The sequence below is a fragment of the Pacificibacter marinus genome (genome assembly GCF_018860665.1).
In the GTDB taxonomy this organism is placed as follows: domain Bacteria; phylum Pseudomonadota; class Alphaproteobacteria; order Rhodobacterales; family Rhodobacteraceae; genus Celeribacter; species Celeribacter marinus_A.
The window spans coordinates 1-18,021 of the sequence record NZ_JAHKPK010000012.1 but is presented as its reverse complement, the minus strand read 5'-3'; the positions used below and the strand labels follow the sequence as shown (position 1 = coordinate 18,021).

The following is an 18,021-nucleotide window of genomic DNA, read 5'->3' as shown; positions in this document are numbered from 1 at the left end:
GTCCAAGTCTGGGAGGTTAACGGAAAGGTCTCGCGAGTAACGGCATATCTACATGCACGTATTCTTCGATGACGGCATTCAGATCATTTGTGACACAATACGCAAGGATGCGTTCCCGGCGTTCGCTTTACCGAATCAACTGTTAAAGTTCGAAGAGAGAAGAATGCTGTCGATATAAATGACGTGATCGGGCTAGAAGGGGCTAGTTGAGAACTATCCAATGGGCTGTATTTAGTAATTAAAAAGTTATCATTAATATATTATAAAGTATATATTTATAATTTTAATATACTAAATGGTGTCGTTGGTGTGCAACAAATTACCAACGTATAAGTATTTATAAGTTTTAGGCTTGGCTTGAGGTGGCTTGTAGATCCTTAAGGTTGTGTAGGTCTTTAAAGATACATGCGCAAAGTGGGGTTTTTTCTCCAATGCCGTATTTTGTCTAAGATCTCCACTTAACCTATGCTTTAGGAGAATACGCTCGATGAAATTCTTTAAACTTATGAACCGTTACAACCACGAAGAAGACGGTGCGACTGCAATCGAATATGGTCTTTTTGCTGCTCTGATTGCTGCGGTGATTGTTACGGCTGTATCGAATATTGGATTAACAACAAACGCTAGCTTTGTAACAGTAAGTGATGCGCTCTGCGGGGACAGTACAACTATAGCTGGTTGTAGTGAATGATCTCTTCCGCCGGTTTGTTCCAACGCATAACTGTCGTTTTAACGGTCTCTGCTTTGGTCGCTGGGGCAGTGATGTGGTTTGGTTTTCGTGAAGAAGATCAAGCTACATCACAGCCTACAGTTCCGGTGCAGGCCGTAGTGAATCTTGCATCTGATCGTGTACTGGTTGCTGCGGCTCAGTTGTCGATCGGTGCGCCTATATCGGATGATGGCATTATTTCCATCGCAATGCCCGAAGACCAAATCGCCGAGAGTTTTTTGCGAGACACATCGGCAAACCGTGAGGCTTTGACGCATATGTCCGCGGTTCGAATGGTGCCAAGTGGAACGCCTTTCGTGGCCTCTGACTTGATCGTTGCAGACATTCCCGAAACGCCGACGCCAGTGCAAACATCTATGTTGCGCCTGAGCGAAGGCATGCGGGCGATTGCTTTGCCGGTGACCGAAGCAACATCAGTGGCCGGTCTCGTGCGGATTGGGGACAGGGTCGATGTGATGCTGTCCTATACCGCAGAGAATGACGCGCTCGCCATTCGGACGGTATTGCGAAATGTTCGGATTATCGCCACGGATCAAATCGCGGAACAGACAGACGGAAGTGAACAAAAACCGCTTAAGGCATCACCTAAAATCATCACTTTTGAATTGCCGCCTGACGGGGCAAAGGTCTTGGCGCTCGCCCAGAAAATGGGTGACTTGATGCTGGTTCTTAGCGATGGGACAGAAGGGGCAGATCCAATTATTGCTCAGGATACACCTATATTTGCGTCTCAAGTCTCCGGCGGGGCAGAGCGCTCTGAACCCGCAGCGCCTAGTCGACGTGTCTCTGTGGTGCGAGGCATCCAGACACAGGTCAACATGCTGACTGCTGTGGATGCTGATGTTGCCACTTTAGAGACCTTGAGCGCTGCAATTTCTGGCGCGAAAGCAGAGATCACGAAAACGCCCGCGCCTTCAAACTAAAACTCGACACTTACCCTTTCAGCTGTTGTCCAAAAGGTTTATTTCGAATGTTTCGTACTATATCTCTATTTTTTCTTTGGATGTGTCTCGCGCTCCCTACTGTGGCGCAAACCTTAATAGAGACGCGCAACCGCGACATTGATTTGTTTGCGGGGCAAGGGAAGCTGCTCAAGCTTGAGCAGCCGGCGCAAACCGTATTTCTTGCCAATCCCGATGTTGCGGATGTGGAGATTAAATCACCGACACTTCTGTATATTTATGGCAAACGCATTGGTGAAACCACATTGTTTGTCATTGACGATAACGAAGAGGTCACGCTGAGCAGCGCGGTCGACGTTTCGATCAATATCGATGCCGTCAGTGGGGCTGCACATGCTGCAGTCTCGAATGGTCAGTTCTCGGTCTCCGAGGTCGGTGGCGCGATTATCGTGAGTGGGCGGGTGGGAACCATTGCTGATTCAGAGCGAATTGACTCTGTCGTACGCCAATTGGCAGGAGAGACAGTCACCGTGGTGAATAGTTTGGCGTTGGAAACACCGGCGCAAATTAACTTACAAGTCCGCATCGCGGAAGTGTCACGCAGTGTGTCCGAAGATCTGGGTGTAAACTGGACTTCGTTATCCGGGAGTCGGTCTAACAGTGGCGAGGGCTTGCTGACAACATTTTCCATCAGTGGGACGATCGAAGCGTTGAAGAGCCGAGGCTTGGTGACAATTCTATCGGAGCCAAACCTTACGGCACGCTCTGGCGATAAGGCGAGCTTTCTTGCCGGCGGACGTTTTCCATATCAAACGATCGCCGAAGGTGACGATTCCAGTTCGGTTCAATTCGAACCCTATGGGGTTGAACTTGAATTTTTACCGGAAGTGCTGCGCAGCGATCAGATCAAGCTCAACGTGCAAACGCAAATCCGTGAGTTGGACTTTTCCAATGGAAGTACATCAAACACTCAAAACATTCCTATGATCCTTGAGCGCAGCGCCAGCACGACCATCGAAGTTGGCAGTGGGCAGAGTTTTGCCATCGCAGGACTTTTCAGTGCCACAACACAACAGGACGTGCAGGATGTGCCGGGCTTGGGGGATATCCCGATCCTAGGAGCGCTGTTCCGGTCGACAAGTTATCAGTCGGGGGAAACCGAACTGGTTATCATCGTGACCCCTTATATCGTCGAACCTGCTGCGCCAGACAAATTCAAGACGCCGCTGGAGGGATTTGCCCCTGCGAATACCTTGGATCGACATTTTCTAGGTTCACTTTCTACCGGAGTGCCAATCAGCAAAAGCGGCCCTGTTTCGGTCAAAAACATCAACGGAAATGCGGGGTTTTTACTGCAATGAGGATGAATAAAACAAAATTTATTCTGGCAGGGCTGGCCGTTTTTCTGGTTGCGGGCTGTGAGCGGCTCACACCAGCCACCGGCGTCACGGAGCGCCTGTCTGCACCTTATGTTGAAGCGCAGCACCAATACAGGTTCGCGTCGGGTTCATCTGCGCTTTCCGCTCAGGAGCGGGGCCGTATCTCCGCCTTTTTAAATGCACTTGTGTTGGATGCGGGAGACGTGCTGCTTGTGTCCATCCCGTCGGTGGGCAAGTCGAGCATCGATATGGAACGGCTAGGTGCGATGCACTCGATTCTGGCGCGGTATCCGGCCAAAAAGCAGTATTTACAGGACAATAATTTCAGCACACGCCCGTCTCCTAATCGGCAAGTGGGAATTATTCGGGTGACGCGCGCACAGGGGCTGAGTGTCAGTTGCCAGTCAGGCGTTGCCGATTTGGGGTGCGCAAATGCGATCAATCTTGCGGTGATGATCCATGAACCGGGGGATGTACTTGAACCGGACACGACAGCAACAATGTCCTATCGGGATAGGGTTGGCCAATGAACCAAATTTTACCGCTTTCTCAAGCAACGCGCCGCGTCGAAGCTTTCGTGACAACTGAGCTCGGTCGAGATGCGGTGGCTTATTTCATGCAGCAGGCACCAGATGGAAATCAGGCAACATATCATACTGGCACATTGGAAACCTTGTCGCGTTTGTCGGGCTTAGCAGAATTTGGCGATGTTGTTTTTGCGGAGCTGGGACCATCGTCACAGGGAGACACGTTGGAAATTTTGCGTGACGTGGCTGCGGCTGATGTCGAAATCGTCCTTCTTGGACCCGAGATCGATGTGTCCACCTATCGCAGCTATCTCGCCGCTGGCGCAAATGACTATATTATTATTCCGCATCATGACGGCCTTTCTTTGCCGAATTTGTGGAACGCTTCAAAGGTTATTCCAAATAAAACCCCACAACTCGGAAAGATCGTTGCTGTCTGTGGAGTCTGTGGTGGGGTGGGAGCAAGTCTTCTGGCCATGAATTTGGCATCTGCTCTGGCGGTTTCGAATAATGTCGCAGGTGCGAACCAAGCTGTCCCATCTCGTGTTGGACTATTGGATGCTGAATTGCATTTCGGCACCTTGGCGGTCGAATTGGATGTTGAAATGACTACGGGCGTTTTTGATGCGCTGACAACACCAGAGCGCGTGGATGCCACTTTCTTGCAAGCCACGATGCAAGAGGTTCAGTCTGGCCTGTCGGTCTATTCCGCCGAGATTGAAGATCCTGCACTCCTGCATCGCTATGAAGCGGGCCTTGCGAGCCTGATGGGGCCTTTCAAGAACGTCTTTGCCGCTTCTGTCGTGGACTTGCCGCGACGGTTCGTCATGGACGACCATCCTGTGCTGGAGGCAGTTGATGATCTTGTCCTTGTGCTTTCGCCGGGATTTGGCGCCGTGCGCTCCGCGGGGCGTTTGTTAGACTGGTTAAACCGTCGTAGTGGTCAGAAACCACGGGTATGGCTGGCACTATCACATCTCCGAAAGGATGCCGGACTGAGTGCCAAAGAGATTGCAGATGCGCTCGACCATTCGCTATCCTTCGAGTTGCCACTTTGTGTGAATGATATTTCCCGGGCATCGATCAAGGGCGAACCGCTGCAAACACTTGCCCCGCGCAGCCCCTATGCCCGCCGCGTTCGTCAGTTTTCCAGTGATTTGCAAAAGGGGTGGAGGGGTGACCCCACGCCCCCAGTTCAATCTGCGTCATGGTGGAAGAAAAAGGCATAAGCGATGAGCGAGAGTGTCATACTAGCCCGTCAAAATATGGACGCTGTCCGCACGATGATTGCGGAGCGATTACAGACGCTTGTGTCCGAAGGACGCGAAGGTGGCGCTTATGCGGTCAGTCTGGCGATTGACTGGTATCAGGACACCTCGGGCCATGTTCTTCCGCGTGAGCATCAACGACAATTGATGCAGCAACTTGTGCCGCTTGCTGAGGCCTCTCCTGTCGATGGGGATCAGCAGAGACCGGAAGCCAAACCTCGAGCCAATTACCAGCCGGATTTTACCAAGCGTGTCATGCGGCTTGGAACGCAGGTTGCACCAGAGGTGATGGACTTGCTGGACTTGCGCACACTTGCGGAACTCTCCGCCGAGGCACAGCGCAACGCAATTCGGGATGCCGTGCTTTCCGTCAGCCAGACACAGCGTATTGATCTCAATGGAATGGAGAGTGCGGAGCTGGTTGACTATGTGGTTGATGACATGCTTGGCCTCGGGCCGCTTGAGCGGTTGCTGGAGGATGACAATATTTCCGAAATTATGGTGAATGGTCCGAACCAGATCTATATCGAACGTCAGGGCCAGCTTGAATTGGCGGATATTTCCTTTCGCGACAACGATCATGTGCTGACGATCGCAACGCGGATCGTCTCTGCCGTTGGTCGTCGTATCGATGAAACAACGCCTTTGGTGGATGCCCGGCTTGAAGATGGTAGCCGGATCAATGTGACGATCCCTCCTTTGGCCGTGGACGGGCCGACCATGACCATTCGAAAGTTCCCCAAAGATGATTTGCAGCTCGCGGACCTAATCCAACGTCAGTCGCTAACAAAGGAAATGGCAGAGTTTTTGCAAATCGCAACGCAGTTGCGGCTGAACTTGCTGGTGTCAGGAGGCACAGGATCGGGCAAGACCACGTTGCTCAATGCGATTTCCCGCGAAATTCCGTCAAATGAACGGATTGTCACGCTTGAAGATGCTGCCGAACTCCGGTTGCAGCAGCCGCATGTAGTCCGCTTGGAAACCCGATCGGCCAATATCGAAGGCAAGGGTGAAGTGCCTATGCGGCGGTTGTTTCGCAATGCGCTGCGGATGCGACCGGATCGGATCATTATCGGGGAGGTGCGCGGCGAAGAAGCGTTCGATTTATTGCAGGCAATGAATACCGGTCATGACGGCTCCATGAGCACTCTGCATGCCAACAGTCCGCGGGAAGCGTTGACCCGTGTGGAAAATCTAATTGCCATGTCGGGCATTGTGTTGCCTTCTAGTTTCGTGCGCCAGCAACTCAGGGATGCAATTCATCTTATCGTACAAATTTCGCGCATGCGTGACGGGGTACGACGGATCACCTCTATCTCGGAGGTTGTAGGCGGCGAAGATGAGGTCATCAGCCTACAAGAGCTGTTTCACTTCGTTCCAGAAGCGGGTGTAATAGATGGGAAGTTGAAGGGGCGGTTCGTCCCGACAGGTATGCTTCCTAGTTTCGTGGATCGTGCGGCAGAGCAGGGACTTGATGTTAAACTGCGGCAAGTGGTGAAGGCCTGATTATGGTCGGAACAGTGCCAGCCTTTATTATGATCTTTATGACCTGTGTTGCATTTGGTGTGGTCAGCCTGATCTTGTATGACCGCGCACGGAGAATCCGGCGGGCACGGCTTGTTCGCTACTCGGTGGATCAATCAAAAATCACGCCTGAACTGGTGCGCCAACGGGTCGCTGAAACGGCCCGCAATGCCACGCGCGCCGCCATGAAGCAGAGGCGCAGCGGGATGAGAGGAGTATTGGAGCAAAGGGTCCGCGAGGCAGGTCTGTCTATAACATTTGCTTGGGTGTTATTTTCTATGGGGATCGCGGCCATCGGCATCGGGCTGGGCCTGATCTTTATGACCTCTCTGGCCATACCTTTGGTCGTATTGGTCGCTACCGGCGGTGGATGGATGTCAGTCAATCTCTTTCTCGATCTGTTGAAAGGGCGACGGATGCGCCAGTTTACAGAGGCACTTCCTGATTGCCTCGACGTATTTGCTCGTGGTTTGCGGGCGGGACAGCCACTCGCAGAATCCCTTGGGCTGGTGGCCAATCATTCGTCGGGGATTGCACAGGAAGAGTTTCTTCGCTGCCGAGACGAGTATCGTGTCGGTTTGCCTTTGAACGAAGCGCTTTCTGGCATGGCTGATCGCATTGCTACACCTGAGGCGCGGTTCATAGCTGTGGCCACTACCCTTCAGGCAGAAACTGGCGGCAATCTTGTGGAGACACTCGAAAATCTCGCAGAGCTACTGCGTGACCGGCGTAAACTGAGAAAAAAAGCCGCCGCATTATCTGCAGAAACACGGGTCAGCGCCATGATCCTTTCGGGACTGCCCTTCGGAATAGGCCTAATTCTTTTTATTCTCAATCCCGGTTACCTCAGCCCGTTGATCGAGGACACTCGTGGGCATCTGATGACGGTTGCTGGAGTTCTAAGCCTTTCTCTAGGTATTTACAGCATGTATAAACTGTCACGGATAGATGTTTGATATGGCAAAGATCGGTGTCGTTCTCCTAATTGTTCTGGGCATCAGCCTTCTGCAGCTTTTAGTTGTGGTATTGATGGACCAGCGAGCGCGACGGTTCCGATTGATGCGCAGTGTCTCGCGCCAATCTATGGGCGAAAGCTCTATAGCATCAGTACCAACTATGTCCGCGCGCATTGTCAAAGGCCTCACCCGTTTGGCGGCATTGACAGCTGAACGGGTCTCTATTGTTAAAGGGAGTGAGGCAGAGGTTTCTGCCGCGCTGTTAAAATCCGCGGGAATCCGTAGTCGGGATGCACATATCGTCTATGCATTTTTGAAACTGGTTTTGCCGATCGCAGGTGGTCTTTTTGCCTGTCTCTGGCTGGTTCTCAACGGGGACGACAGCACAAGTCCTTTGAAAGTGATAGCGGTTATAACAGCCACAGCATTGGCCCTGTCGCGGGCTCCTGATGTGATACTGTCTTGGAAAAAGAAAAAACGACTCGAAAAAGTGCGCCGGGACTTGCCGGATATGTTGGAATTATTGGTTATTGCCAGCGAAGCCGGACTTGGACCGATGCCAGCCCTAAAACGTGTGGCGCGCGAAATCTATGCGACGTCTCCAGATTTTGCAGTGGAAATGCAACAATTGGTCATCGAACTTGGCGTTCTGCCAGACAGAGATCAAGCGTGGCGAAATTTTGAAGGGCGGTTGCCATTGCCTGAGGTTTCGGTCTTTGCCAATGCCATGGTTCAATCGGCCCGCTACGGCACCCCCTTTCGGGCGGCCCTGAGGTCGCTGATGCTGGACTCGCGCGCCCAAAGGCTGCTGAGGCTGGAAGAGCAGGCAGGCCGGTTACCTGCGCTTATGACTGTTCCGCTCATCCTTTTTATTATGCCTGCGCTATTCATCGTTCTGATCGGTCCTGCGGTATTGAGTATTATGGATAACTTAATGATCGGGGGATCTTAACAATGTTCAACTGGCGTGCATTTTGGCGCGAAGAGGACGGCGCAACGGCGGTGGAATTTGCACTTGTTCTGCCGTTGCTGCTTAGCATTATTTTTGGGATCGTGGCCTTTGGTCAGTATTTCGCCATTGCGAACAGCCTCCAGCAATTCGCGGCCGAAGCCGCGCGTTATTCTGTGAGTGAACCGTATTTAGCAGATCGCAAAGATCGCGCCGAAACGTTTCTGTCCTTTCCAGGGGGGCGTTTCTCTTTTCTGGATGCAGATCACATCATAAGTAAAGAAATTTGCATCTTTCCGGAGGATCAAGCGGAATGCAATGCGACAAATACCTATGACGCCGTGCAGATCACACTGACTTATGATCTCAACGGGACTGCGGTTGCAATTGCAGACAGCTTTCTAGGCATAGGCATCGAGAATATTACGCGAAGGAGCTACCTTGCGTATTAAGCGATTTCTTCAGAATTATAACGCGGATGACTCCGGTGCAGTGGTGATCATTGTTGCGTTGTTTCTCACTGTCGCGGTGGGGTTTATGGCCGTGGGCATTGATCTGGGCTCTCTTTATTTCCGACAAAAGGCACTCCAGACGCAGGCGGATATGGCCGCAGTCAGCGCTGTCTTGACGCTTTATAACGAGGGAGAAAGCGAAGAATATGAAGCGCCTCGTGATGCGGCGACGAAGACCGTCATGGGCAACGCCCTCTCGGCCTCCGCGCTAACGGAGTTAGGTTACGGGCGCTATGATTACGACAGTTCGGTGTTCTCTGAGGATCGGTTCACCGTGGGCAGCCTAGCGGACATCGATGTCAACGCGGCAAAAGTACAACTTTCGGCTTCTGCGCCCTTGTTTTTCGCAAAGAGTTTTCTCAACACAGACAGCACAGCACTCTCCGCGAGTGCAACCGCAGCGCGTTTTGACTTTGCATCATTCAGCCTCGGTTCGCGCCTTCTGTCTTTGGATACAGGGGAGAGCGTGCTGGACGGGCTTTTGGGTGAGGCACTGGGGACCAGCATTGATTTAGATGTGCTTGATTATAACGCGTTATTGGCTACGCAAATTGATTTGTTAACCTTTTCAGATGCTTTAGGAAACAGAATCGGAGCCACTGTCGGAGATTATGAGAGCATCCTGACCTCCGATATTGATCTTTTGGATGTGGCAGGGGCACTGCTGGATACGGGGCTGGTATCTGGTTCGGCCGATGTCTTGACGACAATTCTCAACGGAACAGTGTCTACGGGGCTGAACACTTCAGATTTGATTGAAATAGATGACGACAATGTCTCATTACAGCTAGAGGACATCCTTGGAGGCGTCAGCGTTAATGCGCTTGATCTGCTGAAAGCCTCGCTTGATGTGGTAAATGCAAACCGTATTATTGAGATAGATAGCTTAAGCTTGAATCTTTCTAATGTATTGAGAACCGATCTGAAGCTGGTTGTGGGAGAGCGAGAAGCTCACTCCGGCTGGATCAAAATTGGAGCACGCGGAGCAACCCTTCACACTGCTCAGATGCGGTTGAAGCTAGAATTAGATCTTTCGCCAAGCTTGCTGAGCGGCCTTGGTACTGGCGTGTCTGTTCTTTCTTTGCGCGTCCCTCTTTACGTCGAGATCGCAAGCGCAACCGCAACACTTACTCATCTCAATTGTGGGGCAGGTGATCCTGACGATACAATTGCAACATTTGATACAGGTTTCGATCCATTTAACGGAGTGACTGGAACGCATTTGGTTGAGTTGTTCATTGGCGAATTCGACGCACCAACCTTTGAGGATACGACCACACCCCTTGATCAAGACGATCTGGAGCCAGCTGATTTTCTTGACGTAAGTCTGTCTCTCGTGTTGATAGACATCGACCTTTTTACACTACAGCTAAAATCTTATGCTGCAGCGGGGGTATCACAGCTGCCCACAATTGAATTTCTCGTTTCTGAAATTGGTGGCGCCGCAAAAACGATAGGGTCAGGAGATATCTTGAATTCGACACTCAATTCACTGTTGGATCCTGACGTCCTTGAAATCAATATAAGCAATAGCAGTCAATCGTTACTAAGTGGTTTGCTGTCCTTTTTATTGGCCCCTGTGGTTGCGCTTGTGGATGGCGTTCTCGACGTTCTCCCAAGCAAGCTCCTCGGCGCACTTCTCACGCCGTTGGATGCAGTGCTTGATGGCCTTTTCAATACCCTCGGAATCGGTGTCGGACAAGGTGACCTGACATTGGACGATGTCAGCTGTGGAAAGGTTCTACTTGTTCAATGACGCCGTATCATCACTTTTTCCCGCCACACTTTTTTGCTCAACCTGACCGGAGTACCGCTTTGCGCCTTTCTTTTATAACAACACGTCTTCTCACCCTTGTTTTATTCGCACTAAGCCTGTCTGCGTGTTCTTTAAGTATGCCAGCTGGTACAGGTGGAAGCGCCTCAGGAGGGTCAGAAACCCTGCGACTGGCGCAAGCCACGTCTGAAGCGGGGGACAATGAAACTGCCGCCCGCCTGTTTGAAAAAGTGCTTGTATCAGAGCCGAATTCTGTGCCCGCCCTTTTGGGGGCCGGAAACAGCTACGCCCGTATGGGACAGAACAGTCGAGCCGGAGCCGTTTTGTTGCGGGCCCATGAATTGGCGCCAAATAATACTGAGGCTCTCACGACATTGGGGCGGGTCTACCTTGCCCAGCATCAATCCGAAGCGGCGATTGAGGCCTATGACAAAGCCCTGCGTATTGACCCACGCAACGTGTCTGCGTTGACAGGAAAGGGGGTCGCTCTGGATACATTGTCTCGCCACAAACAGGCACAGGGTGTTTATGAGGACGGCCAGACCTACTATCCGACGAACTTCATCTTGCGCAGTAATTATGCCCTGTCTCTGGCTATATCTGGCGATATCCTTCGCGGAACAGCGATTTTGCAAGAACTTGTTAAAGATCCGGCAGCAGCTCCCTATGTGCGGGGCAACCTTGCGCTGGTGTATGGGTTGGACGGGCGCGACAATGATGCTCGCGCAACCTTAGCCCATGACATGACACCGCAAGAGGTGCAGGAAAATATCCGAACTTATCAAGCTTTGCGCCGGATGAATCAGGAGGGCAAGCCTATCGGTTCTCTTGTTTTTGTTTAGGATGAGACGCCTCTAGTTGTAAGGTGCTGTTGCTCTTGAGGCGGGACCGGTCGCGGTTTGATGCCACTCCTTTGATAGAATTTACTGCAGCCAAGGAGAGATGTTCGTGCAAAGTCGCCATGCGATGATGTATAGACTGTACCCTCAGCAATTTGTCAGACCTGCTGCATGACGGGGTACCGCATACCTTTTCCGTTGCATCCAACCGTTGAAATTCATTTTGCCTTAACGGCAATCATTGCTCGTAAAAGGGCGCAGGTATACTGCGCTAAGTCATGTTTGTTGCCTATTTTTCATGTGTTATTATTAATATCGTTACAATGCCTGCCTATTTCGTACCTTAACGAAACTGCAATTAGTATTGCAAAATGGGTGTTAAAATGATTGCACATATCAAGAATATTACAAGCGCAGGGCTGCTGGCTTTGCTGGGGTCAACGACTTTAGCCGCGGCGGATGTGACCGTTGAATTCTGGCACAGTTTTGGTGGATCTTCTGGTGATGCGCTGAACCGTATCATTGAAAACTTTGAAGCGGAAAACGCAGATATCAAAATTGATGCGCAAGAGATCGGCAACTACAACGACATCGTCACGAAACTTCAAGCGGCGATCCCTGCGCGGCGTGCGCCTGATGCGGTGATCATGGAAGTCACACGATACGGTTTGTTCGCGGATCGCGGTGTGTTGAAAGATTTGACAGCCTATGTTGACGCAGATCCACTTAAAGATGATCTGTTCAACTTCGCCCGCGAAGTCGGCGTGTATGAAGGCAAAAACTACATTGTACCGTTCAATTCCTCGACGCCAGTTTTGTATTTCAACAAAGCGATTTTCCAACAAGCTGGCCTTGACGAAAACACACCTTTGAACACGTATGATGACCTATTGGCTGCGGCGAAACAGATCACAGAAACGCTTGGCGATGAAGGTATTTCTGGCATCGCCGCTCCCGGACAATTTGCGCGCTGGGGTCTGGTCATGGACAATGACAGTGACCTGATCGATAGCGTTTCTGGCGATATTTTGCTCGACGCACCAAATACGATCGAAGCCTATGAATTTATGGCGTCGCTGGTGCATGAGCACAAGGTTGCTTCGCCCGATGGTGTGACCAAAGAAAACAACGGTCGTGATGCATTCTTGGCTGGAAAAGTTGGTATGATGATCAACTCGACTGGCAACTACGGGCGCTCGACGTCAGCTTTGGGTGACGATTTGGCTGTCGTGCCGATGCCGTGCAATAAGGTCTGCGCCGTGCCAATCGGCGGGGCAGGGATCGGTATTTTGTCTACATCTGAACAAGAGGTTCAAGACGCGGCATATAAGTTCATCAGCTTTGCTGCCTCTCCTGAATCCAATGCTTTGTGGTTCTCTGAGACGGGTTACATGCCGATCAATAAAAATACCGCAGGGCAACCTCTTGCGATAGAAGCGTTGGCTGAAAAGCCCGGCATCGATGTGGCCATCAACCAACTTGATGTTGCGCGTGGACGCCCTCGCCCTCCGGTCGTGACATGGATGCGCGCCTCTGAATATGATCTATGGCAAGCTATGGCGTTGGGCCAACGCGAAGTCCCAGACGTCTTGAACGAGTTTGCTGAACGCACACGCGCAGAAGCTGAACGTCTTAAAAAATAATCCGGAACTCAACAAACAAACGAGGCTCCAATGCGTTGGGGCCTCGTTTCATGATTTGGAAGGCCACTTTATGTTGCGCCGTATAACGCCCTATCTTTTTGTGCTGCCGCTGCTCGGATTTATCGCGGTGTTCACCTATATCCCGATCGTTCAAAGCATGAACCTTAGCCTGCGCGAATGGGACTTTCTATCGCCGACCAAGCCTTATGTCGGGCTTGATAATTACCGCCTGCTTTTGGACAGTCGAGAATTTTGGAACGCTCTGCGCGTGACGGCAATCTTTGCGATTATATCGGTGCCGTTGCGTTTGCTTTTGGCGCTGTTCATAGCCAATCAACTTTTGCGTGAAACTTTGGTGTCGCGTTTGATGCGAGGCGCGCTGTTTTTGCCATCTGTCACGTCGACCGTTGCCATCGGCGTGGTGTTTTCTTGGGTCTTTTCGACAGATTACGGCATGATGAATGCGCTGTTGTCGAGCTTTGGCCTGCCAAAAGTGGCATGGTTGCAAGAGCCGCATGTTGCCTTGTGGGTGTTGATCTTTGTCAATACCTGGAAGCAACTTGGCTACGACATCATTATTTACATCGCGGGCCTGCAAGCAATTGCGCCTGAACTGTATGACGCAGCGGCTGTTGATGGGGGGCGCAAGGTCCATGTCTTTCGTCGCATCACGGTGCCGCTTGTGATGCCGACAACGTATTTCTTGCTGATGATTTCAGTGATCGAAGCGTTTCAAGTTTTCACCATCGTCGACGTCATGACCAAAGGCGGGCCAGCGGGGGCGACGGATATGTTGGTGAATATGTTGTACCGCGTGGGGTTCAATCTGTTCGACATCGGTGTGGGATCTGCCTTGGCGGTGTTGCTATTCGCATTCCTTATCACATTGGCGGTGGTCAAATCCCGCGTTATTGGGCGAAAGGTACATTATGAAGCCTGAAAATCCATTTTTGGCTGTCCTTGCGCTGGCCGCTGGTCTGCTGTTTTTGTCGCCTGTTTTGTATTCCATCTGGATGTCGTTTCAGACGGCTGATGCATACTACACGGGCAATATAGAGTTTACCTTTCGCAACTATGAGATGGCGATCGGACAATATAATTTTGCGCGCTATCTGGTGAATTCGGTGATCGTGTCCGGACTTGTGACGCTCATTGGTTTGGCAGTCGCTACCTGTGCCGCGTTTGCCTTTGCGCGCTATACATTTGCGGGAAGCAATCTGTTGTTTGGGGCTGTCGTGGCGACATTGATGATCCCAAGTCATATCACTTTGATCCCGAACTATCTAACGCTGGCCAAGGCGGGTCTGCTGGATACCTATGCGGGATTGGTTTTGCCCGCGGTGTCTAATGGATTTGCGGCCTTTTTCTTGCGCCAATATATTCGCGGCATCCCGCGCGCGCTGGATGAAGCGGCGTACATGGATGGGGCATCGCCTTTGAAAGTGCTGTGGCGGGTGATCATTCCGTTGTCAAAGCCCGCTATCCTGTCAATGGGGCTCTATATTTTTATCTCGGAGTGGAACAATTATATTTGGCCGCTTGTCGCGATTGGGCGCGAAGATCTTTACACATTGCAGATCGGTTTGGCACGCTTGTACCGCGTGAATCCGGGCGAAGATATCATCGATTGGCCGCTGGTTATGGCGGCCTCAACCATCACCATTTTACCCGTTCTTGTTGGTTTCATCTTGGTCGAACGTCATTTGATACGCGGCATGATGATGGGAGCCGTAAAATGACGCACATTAGGATTAGTAATATGACACGCATCGCATCGCATCGTGGTGGCACGCTGGAGTATGGTGACAGCACGCCTTTTGGGTTTCGTGCAACGGCGTCCCTGCCGCTGGAGGAGGTCGAGTTTGACCTGCACCCTAGCAAAGATGGTGCTATCATGGTGCATCATGACCCGACACTTGATCGCACAACAGATCGCACTGGGGCGCTAAACGCCCTTACAGAGGCCGAAATTCGTGCCGCAAACATCGACTATGGTATTGATGAACATCCCATATCACTCACAGAGCTTTGCGCGTTGTATCAGCATAGTTCGGTGAATTTCAGGTGTGAATTTAAGCCAGATCGAAATGGCGCGCCTTATGAGAATTTTGTGCCAAAAGTAATCGCGGAACTGTCTCACAACGCCATGTTAGAACGTACAGTTTTCTCGTCCTTTTTGATTGCCAACCTTGATGAGATCAAGCGCCACACAGCGCGTCCTTGTCTGTGGCTTGTCAGCCCAGCAGTGCAGAAACAATTGGGGGTGGCGACAGTGATTGACGTGGCAAAACAGCATGACATCCCTGAGATTGGATTGAACATCGATCACGTCAGTGAAGATGTGATGATGCAGGTGACAGACGCTGGTTTAAACTTTGGGTGTTGGGCCGCACATACGGAACCCCAGATCAGAAAAGCGTTGGCTCTGCGCGCCAAGGTGTTCACAACAGACCGCCCCAATCTGGCGATTGCGGTGCGCAAAGCATTTATGCAAGAGGCAGCCCAATGAGCGCGATCACTTTGAAAGACATTCGTAAATCCTATGCGGGCGGGCCACAGATTTTACATGGCGTATCCATGGATATCCAGCACGGCGAATTCATTGTTATCGTCGGTCCTTCGGGATGTGGAAAGTCCACGTTGTTGCGGCTATTGGCAGGGCTTGACCCTTGTGAGCAAGGTGAACTTTTGATTGATGGCAAACGGGCGAATGACCTGCCGCCACAAGATCGGGACATCGGGATGATTTTTCAAAACTATGCGCTGTATCCGCATATGACGGTTTTGGAAAATATCGCTTTTGGATTAGAACTGCGCAAAGTGCCAAAAGTGGAACGCCTAAAACGAGCTCGATCTGTCGCTGAAACATTGCAGCTTACATCGTATCTGGATCGCAAGCCGGGTGCGCTGTCTGGTGGGCAACGCCAGCGCGTTGCAATGGGGCGTGCAATGGCGCGTGATTGTTCGACGTTCTTAATGGATGAGCCTTTGTCAAATCTGGACAATGCACTACGGGTTGCCATGCGCACTGAAATTAAAGACTTGCACCGTCAACTTGGGGCGACGATCATCTATGTGACTCACGATCAAACCGAGGCTTTATCATTGGCTGATCGTGTCGCGGTGATGAAGGACGGACATCTACAGCAATTCGATACACCAGATATGATTTACGATCAGCCGGTCAATCGCTTTGTTGCTGGCTTTTTAGGGTCGCCTGCCATGAATTTTGTTCCCGCTGACTGTATCGATGATTGGGGGGGCGAGCGTGATATCGATGTTGGGTTCCGGCCTGAGGCTTTGAGCTTAAATCGCAGTCCTGTCCGCGGGCCTTCCATCACTGCGCGCGTCGTTTTGACTGAAATGACAGGGGCGACTTTCATCGTACACTGCGAAAGTGAAGCTGGCCGACTGTCAGCCGTTGTGACGCGAGGCGAAGAATTGCCGCATGAAGGGGATACCATATGGCTGTCATTAGATCCTTCGCAAGCACTGTGCTTTGATGCTATATCTGGGGTTAGATTAGACCTTCCAGTGATGCATCACTCTCAGATGCCCAAAACGCATGTAAAAGAGACTGCCTGATGTTCCGCAGCGGTGAAATTCATTTATGATTGATCGACACAATCCCCCCACGGACCTCTCTCAACTTATCACTCAGCATTTTGGAAAGTTAACGGATGCTGATACGCGCCTTCTTAAGGTTTTAACCAGCGACCCGATCCGCGGGGCATTCGAAAATAGTACCGAAGTGGCGTCGCGGGCAGGGGTGCATCCCGCATCGGCTATGCGCCTTGCGCGGCGTTTGGGGTTCAAAGGCTATCCTGAATTTCGAACCTTTATGCAAACCAGCTTGATGGAGGGGCAAGATGAATTTGCAGATCCGACAGCGCGGATCGCTGCACGACTTGCGCGCGCGGGTGAGGGGGGGCTGCTGTCATCGCTTATCGACAGTGAAGTGTCTGCTCTTGAACATTTACGCGATACCGTGACCGATGCGCAAATCCGCGTTTTTTCTGAGGTTCTTTACAATGCACGGCGCATTTTTACAGTTGGAACAAGCCATGGAACGGCACTCGCAAAATTGATTGCACTGCGTCTTCGGCGTTCTGGCTACGAGGCAATTGATTTGGGTAGCGTAGAACAGCAACAGGTGGAATGGGTTTACACGATGGGGCCCCGTGATGTTCTGTTCTTGAGCTGCTTTCGTGGCACCACAACGCAGCTCAAACACCTTACAGATTTAGCCGGTGAGCGTGATGCCGCGTGCCTCATCCTTTGTGATGTTGAAGATACTCGCATAAAGGGGGTTAAAAATAGTCAGATATGCGTCTCGCGAGGGGGGGCAGGGGAATCCCAGTCTTTGGTCGTTCCTATGACCATAGCCAACACAATCATCCTTGATCTTGCAAGCATCGATGCCGGAAAAACCATGCGGTCTTTAAATACTTTCAAGCGGGTGAGAGAAGACCTTAATCGCGTGATAAAATAGGATTGAATGAGATGTTCGTAGTTTATTGAGCTTGTTCCACTTAACTTTTGGCTTCAGCTGATAAACAAACAAGTATGCGACCTCGCCGATGTTGGCCATATGAGCACCTTCGTTCGCCCTACCGGGCAATCGTCAATCGTAATCGCGGTTGTCGTCGTTCGAGGTGGCTTGCCTAAACCAAGCGCAGCTTCAAAGGCAGGCGGGAAAAAAGGGAAATCGGCACCTTAATCGACTGCTTTTAGATCATTCGTAGTAAAACCTCGCAACAGCGGTGAACTTTCGCTTGAGCTCCCCCCTAAAATTGGACACTGATGCAAGCTGCAATTTGTAGTCTGCTGATCTTCAACACGAAGGAGATCAGATATTGTCTGACATCAGCACCCGTGGGACAGATTTGAGGATTTGAATAACGGAGGATTTCTGGTTCATCTTATCGATTAGGAGATCGAGATGACGAAGAAGCCCCAGACATCAAAAGACGCCGCCGACAAGGTGGTTAAGAACATCCGCCGCAAGACGCGGCAAT

General features: G+C 51.2%; 17 protein-coding genes. All 17 read left to right on the top strand.

From position 1 onward, the window contains the following. Window positions 1-487: 487 nt before the first annotated feature. The 17 genes from KO497_RS02525 (at window position 488) to KO497_RS02445 (ending at window position 17,495) form a co-directional block, all read left to right on the top strand. Window positions 488-691: a Flp family type IVb pilin gene (locus tag KO497_RS02525; RefSeq protein ID WP_215942395.1), complete on the top strand. Its 204-nt coding sequence runs from the start codon at window positions 488-490 to the stop codon at window positions 689-691. Then, a complete protein-coding gene (gene cpaB / locus KO497_RS02520) occupies window positions 688-1,653 on the top strand; it encodes a Flp pilus assembly protein CpaB (RefSeq protein ID WP_215942394.1) in 966 nt (321 codons plus the stop codon). Before KO497_RS02525 ends, cpaB begins: the two co-directional genes overlap by 4 nt. Before the next feature lie 47 nt (window positions 1,654-1,700). Continuing rightward, on the top strand, window positions 1,701-2,993 hold the full coding sequence (locus KO497_RS02515; protein WP_215942393.1) for a type II and III secretion system protein family protein: 1,293 nt from the start codon (window positions 1,701-1,703) through the stop codon (window positions 2,991-2,993). Between the two features lie 2 nt (window positions 2,994-2,995). Next, window positions 2,996-3,541, top strand: coding sequence for a CpaD family pilus assembly lipoprotein (locus KO497_RS02510; protein ID WP_252729479.1), 546 nt, complete (start codon window positions 2,996-2,998; stop codon window positions 3,539-3,541). Continuing rightward, entirely contained in the window at window positions 3,538-4,767 is a 1,230-nt protein-coding gene (locus tag KO497_RS02505) for an AAA family ATPase (RefSeq protein ID WP_215942391.1), read from the top strand. Before KO497_RS02510 ends, KO497_RS02505 begins: the two co-directional genes overlap by 4 nt. A gap of 3 nt (window positions 4,768-4,770) precedes the next feature. Continuing rightward, window positions 4,771-6,312, top strand: coding sequence for a CpaF family protein (locus KO497_RS02500; protein ID WP_215942390.1), 1,542 nt, complete (start codon window positions 4,771-4,773; stop codon window positions 6,310-6,312). A gap of 29 nt (window positions 6,313-6,341) precedes the next feature. Beyond that, window positions 6,342-7,286, top strand: a complete 945-nt coding sequence (locus KO497_RS02495; RefSeq protein ID WP_252729478.1) for a type II secretion system F family protein — start codon at window positions 6,342-6,344, stop codon at window positions 7,284-7,286. A 1-nt stretch (window position 7,287) separates the two neighbouring features. After that, a complete protein-coding gene (locus KO497_RS02490; RefSeq protein ID WP_215942388.1) occupies window positions 7,288-8,238 on the top strand; it encodes a type II secretion system F family protein in 951 nt (316 codons plus the stop codon). 2 nt (window positions 8,239-8,240) lie between these two features. Beyond that, on the top strand, window positions 8,241-8,687 hold the full coding sequence (locus KO497_RS02485) for a TadE/TadG family type IV pilus assembly protein (protein ID WP_215942387.1): 447 nt from the start codon (window positions 8,241-8,243) through the stop codon (window positions 8,685-8,687). After that, on the top strand, window positions 8,677-10,503 hold the full coding sequence (locus KO497_RS02480) for a TadG family pilus assembly protein (RefSeq protein ID WP_215942386.1): 1,827 nt from the start codon (window positions 8,677-8,679) through the stop codon (window positions 10,501-10,503). Before KO497_RS02485 ends, KO497_RS02480 begins: the two co-directional genes overlap by 11 nt. Window positions 10,504-10,640: 137 nt before the next feature. Beyond that, window positions 10,641-11,363: a tetratricopeptide repeat protein gene (locus tag KO497_RS02475; protein WP_252729477.1), complete on the top strand. Its 723-nt coding sequence runs from the start codon at window positions 10,641-10,643 to the stop codon at window positions 11,361-11,363. Window positions 11,364-11,743: 380 nt separating this feature from the next. Then, window positions 11,744-13,003 (top strand): ABC transporter substrate-binding protein, encoded by a 1,260-nt coding sequence (locus tag KO497_RS02470; RefSeq protein WP_215942384.1) that lies wholly within the window; start codon window positions 11,744-11,746, stop codon window positions 13,001-13,003. A gap of 70 nt (window positions 13,004-13,073) precedes the next feature. Continuing rightward, window positions 13,074-13,943: a carbohydrate ABC transporter permease gene (locus tag KO497_RS02465; protein ID WP_215942383.1), complete on the top strand. Its 870-nt coding sequence runs from the start codon at window positions 13,074-13,076 to the stop codon at window positions 13,941-13,943. Next, window positions 13,933-14,742, top strand: coding sequence for a carbohydrate ABC transporter permease (locus KO497_RS02460; RefSeq protein WP_215942382.1), 810 nt, complete (start codon window positions 13,933-13,935; stop codon window positions 14,740-14,742). Before KO497_RS02465 ends, KO497_RS02460 begins: the two co-directional genes overlap by 11 nt. Window positions 14,743-14,762: 20 nt before the next feature. Beyond that, window positions 14,763-15,512: a glycerophosphodiester phosphodiesterase family protein gene (locus KO497_RS02455; RefSeq protein WP_215942381.1), complete on the top strand. Its 750-nt coding sequence runs from the start codon at window positions 14,763-14,765 to the stop codon at window positions 15,510-15,512. Then, window positions 15,509-16,588, top strand: a complete 1,080-nt coding sequence (locus KO497_RS02450; protein ID WP_215942380.1) for an ABC transporter ATP-binding protein — start codon at window positions 15,509-15,511, stop codon at window positions 16,586-16,588. Before KO497_RS02455 ends, KO497_RS02450 begins: the two co-directional genes overlap by 4 nt. Window positions 16,589-16,613: 25 nt before the next feature. Continuing rightward, window positions 16,614-17,495: a MurR/RpiR family transcriptional regulator gene (locus KO497_RS02445; RefSeq protein WP_215942379.1), complete on the top strand. Its 882-nt coding sequence runs from the start codon at window positions 16,614-16,616 to the stop codon at window positions 17,493-17,495. The last annotated feature ends 526 nt before the right edge of the window (window positions 17,496-18,021 follow it).

Coding starts and splice junctions, on each gene's coding strand:
- KO497_RS02525 (WP_215942395.1), top strand. CDS start 488: ATGAAATTCTTTAAACTTATGAACCGTTACAACCACGAAGAAGACGGT.
- cpaB (WP_215942394.1), top strand. CDS start 688: ATGATCTCTTCCGCCGGTTTGTTCCAACGCATAACTGTCGTTTTAACG.
- KO497_RS02515 (WP_215942393.1), top strand. CDS start 1,701: ATGTTTCGTACTATATCTCTATTTTTTCTTTGGATGTGTCTCGCGCTC.
- KO497_RS02510 (WP_252729479.1), top strand. CDS start 2,996: ATGAATAAAACAAAATTTATTCTGGCAGGGCTGGCCGTTTTTCTGGTT.
- KO497_RS02505 (WP_215942391.1), top strand. CDS start 3,538: ATGAACCAAATTTTACCGCTTTCTCAAGCAACGCGCCGCGTCGAAGCT.
- KO497_RS02500 (WP_215942390.1), top strand. CDS start 4,771: ATGAGCGAGAGTGTCATACTAGCCCGTCAAAATATGGACGCTGTCCGC.
- KO497_RS02495 (WP_252729478.1), top strand. CDS start 6,342: ATGATCTTTATGACCTGTGTTGCATTTGGTGTGGTCAGCCTGATCTTG.
- KO497_RS02490 (WP_215942388.1), top strand. CDS start 7,288: ATGGCAAAGATCGGTGTCGTTCTCCTAATTGTTCTGGGCATCAGCCTT.
- KO497_RS02485 (WP_215942387.1), top strand. CDS start 8,241: ATGTTCAACTGGCGTGCATTTTGGCGCGAAGAGGACGGCGCAACGGCG.
- KO497_RS02475 (WP_252729477.1), top strand. CDS start 10,641: ATGCCAGCTGGTACAGGTGGAAGCGCCTCAGGAGGGTCAGAAACCCTG.
- KO497_RS02470 (WP_215942384.1), top strand. CDS start 11,744: ATGATTGCACATATCAAGAATATTACAAGCGCAGGGCTGCTGGCTTTG.
- KO497_RS02465 (WP_215942383.1), top strand. CDS start 13,074: ATGTTGCGCCGTATAACGCCCTATCTTTTTGTGCTGCCGCTGCTCGGA.
- KO497_RS02460 (WP_215942382.1), top strand. CDS start 13,933: ATGAAGCCTGAAAATCCATTTTTGGCTGTCCTTGCGCTGGCCGCTGGT.
- KO497_RS02455 (WP_215942381.1), top strand. CDS start 14,763: ATGACACGCATCGCATCGCATCGTGGTGGCACGCTGGAGTATGGTGAC.
- KO497_RS02450 (WP_215942380.1), top strand. CDS start 15,509: ATGAGCGCGATCACTTTGAAAGACATTCGTAAATCCTATGCGGGCGGG.
- KO497_RS02445 (WP_215942379.1), top strand. CDS start 16,614: ATGATTGATCGACACAATCCCCCCACGGACCTCTCTCAACTTATCACT.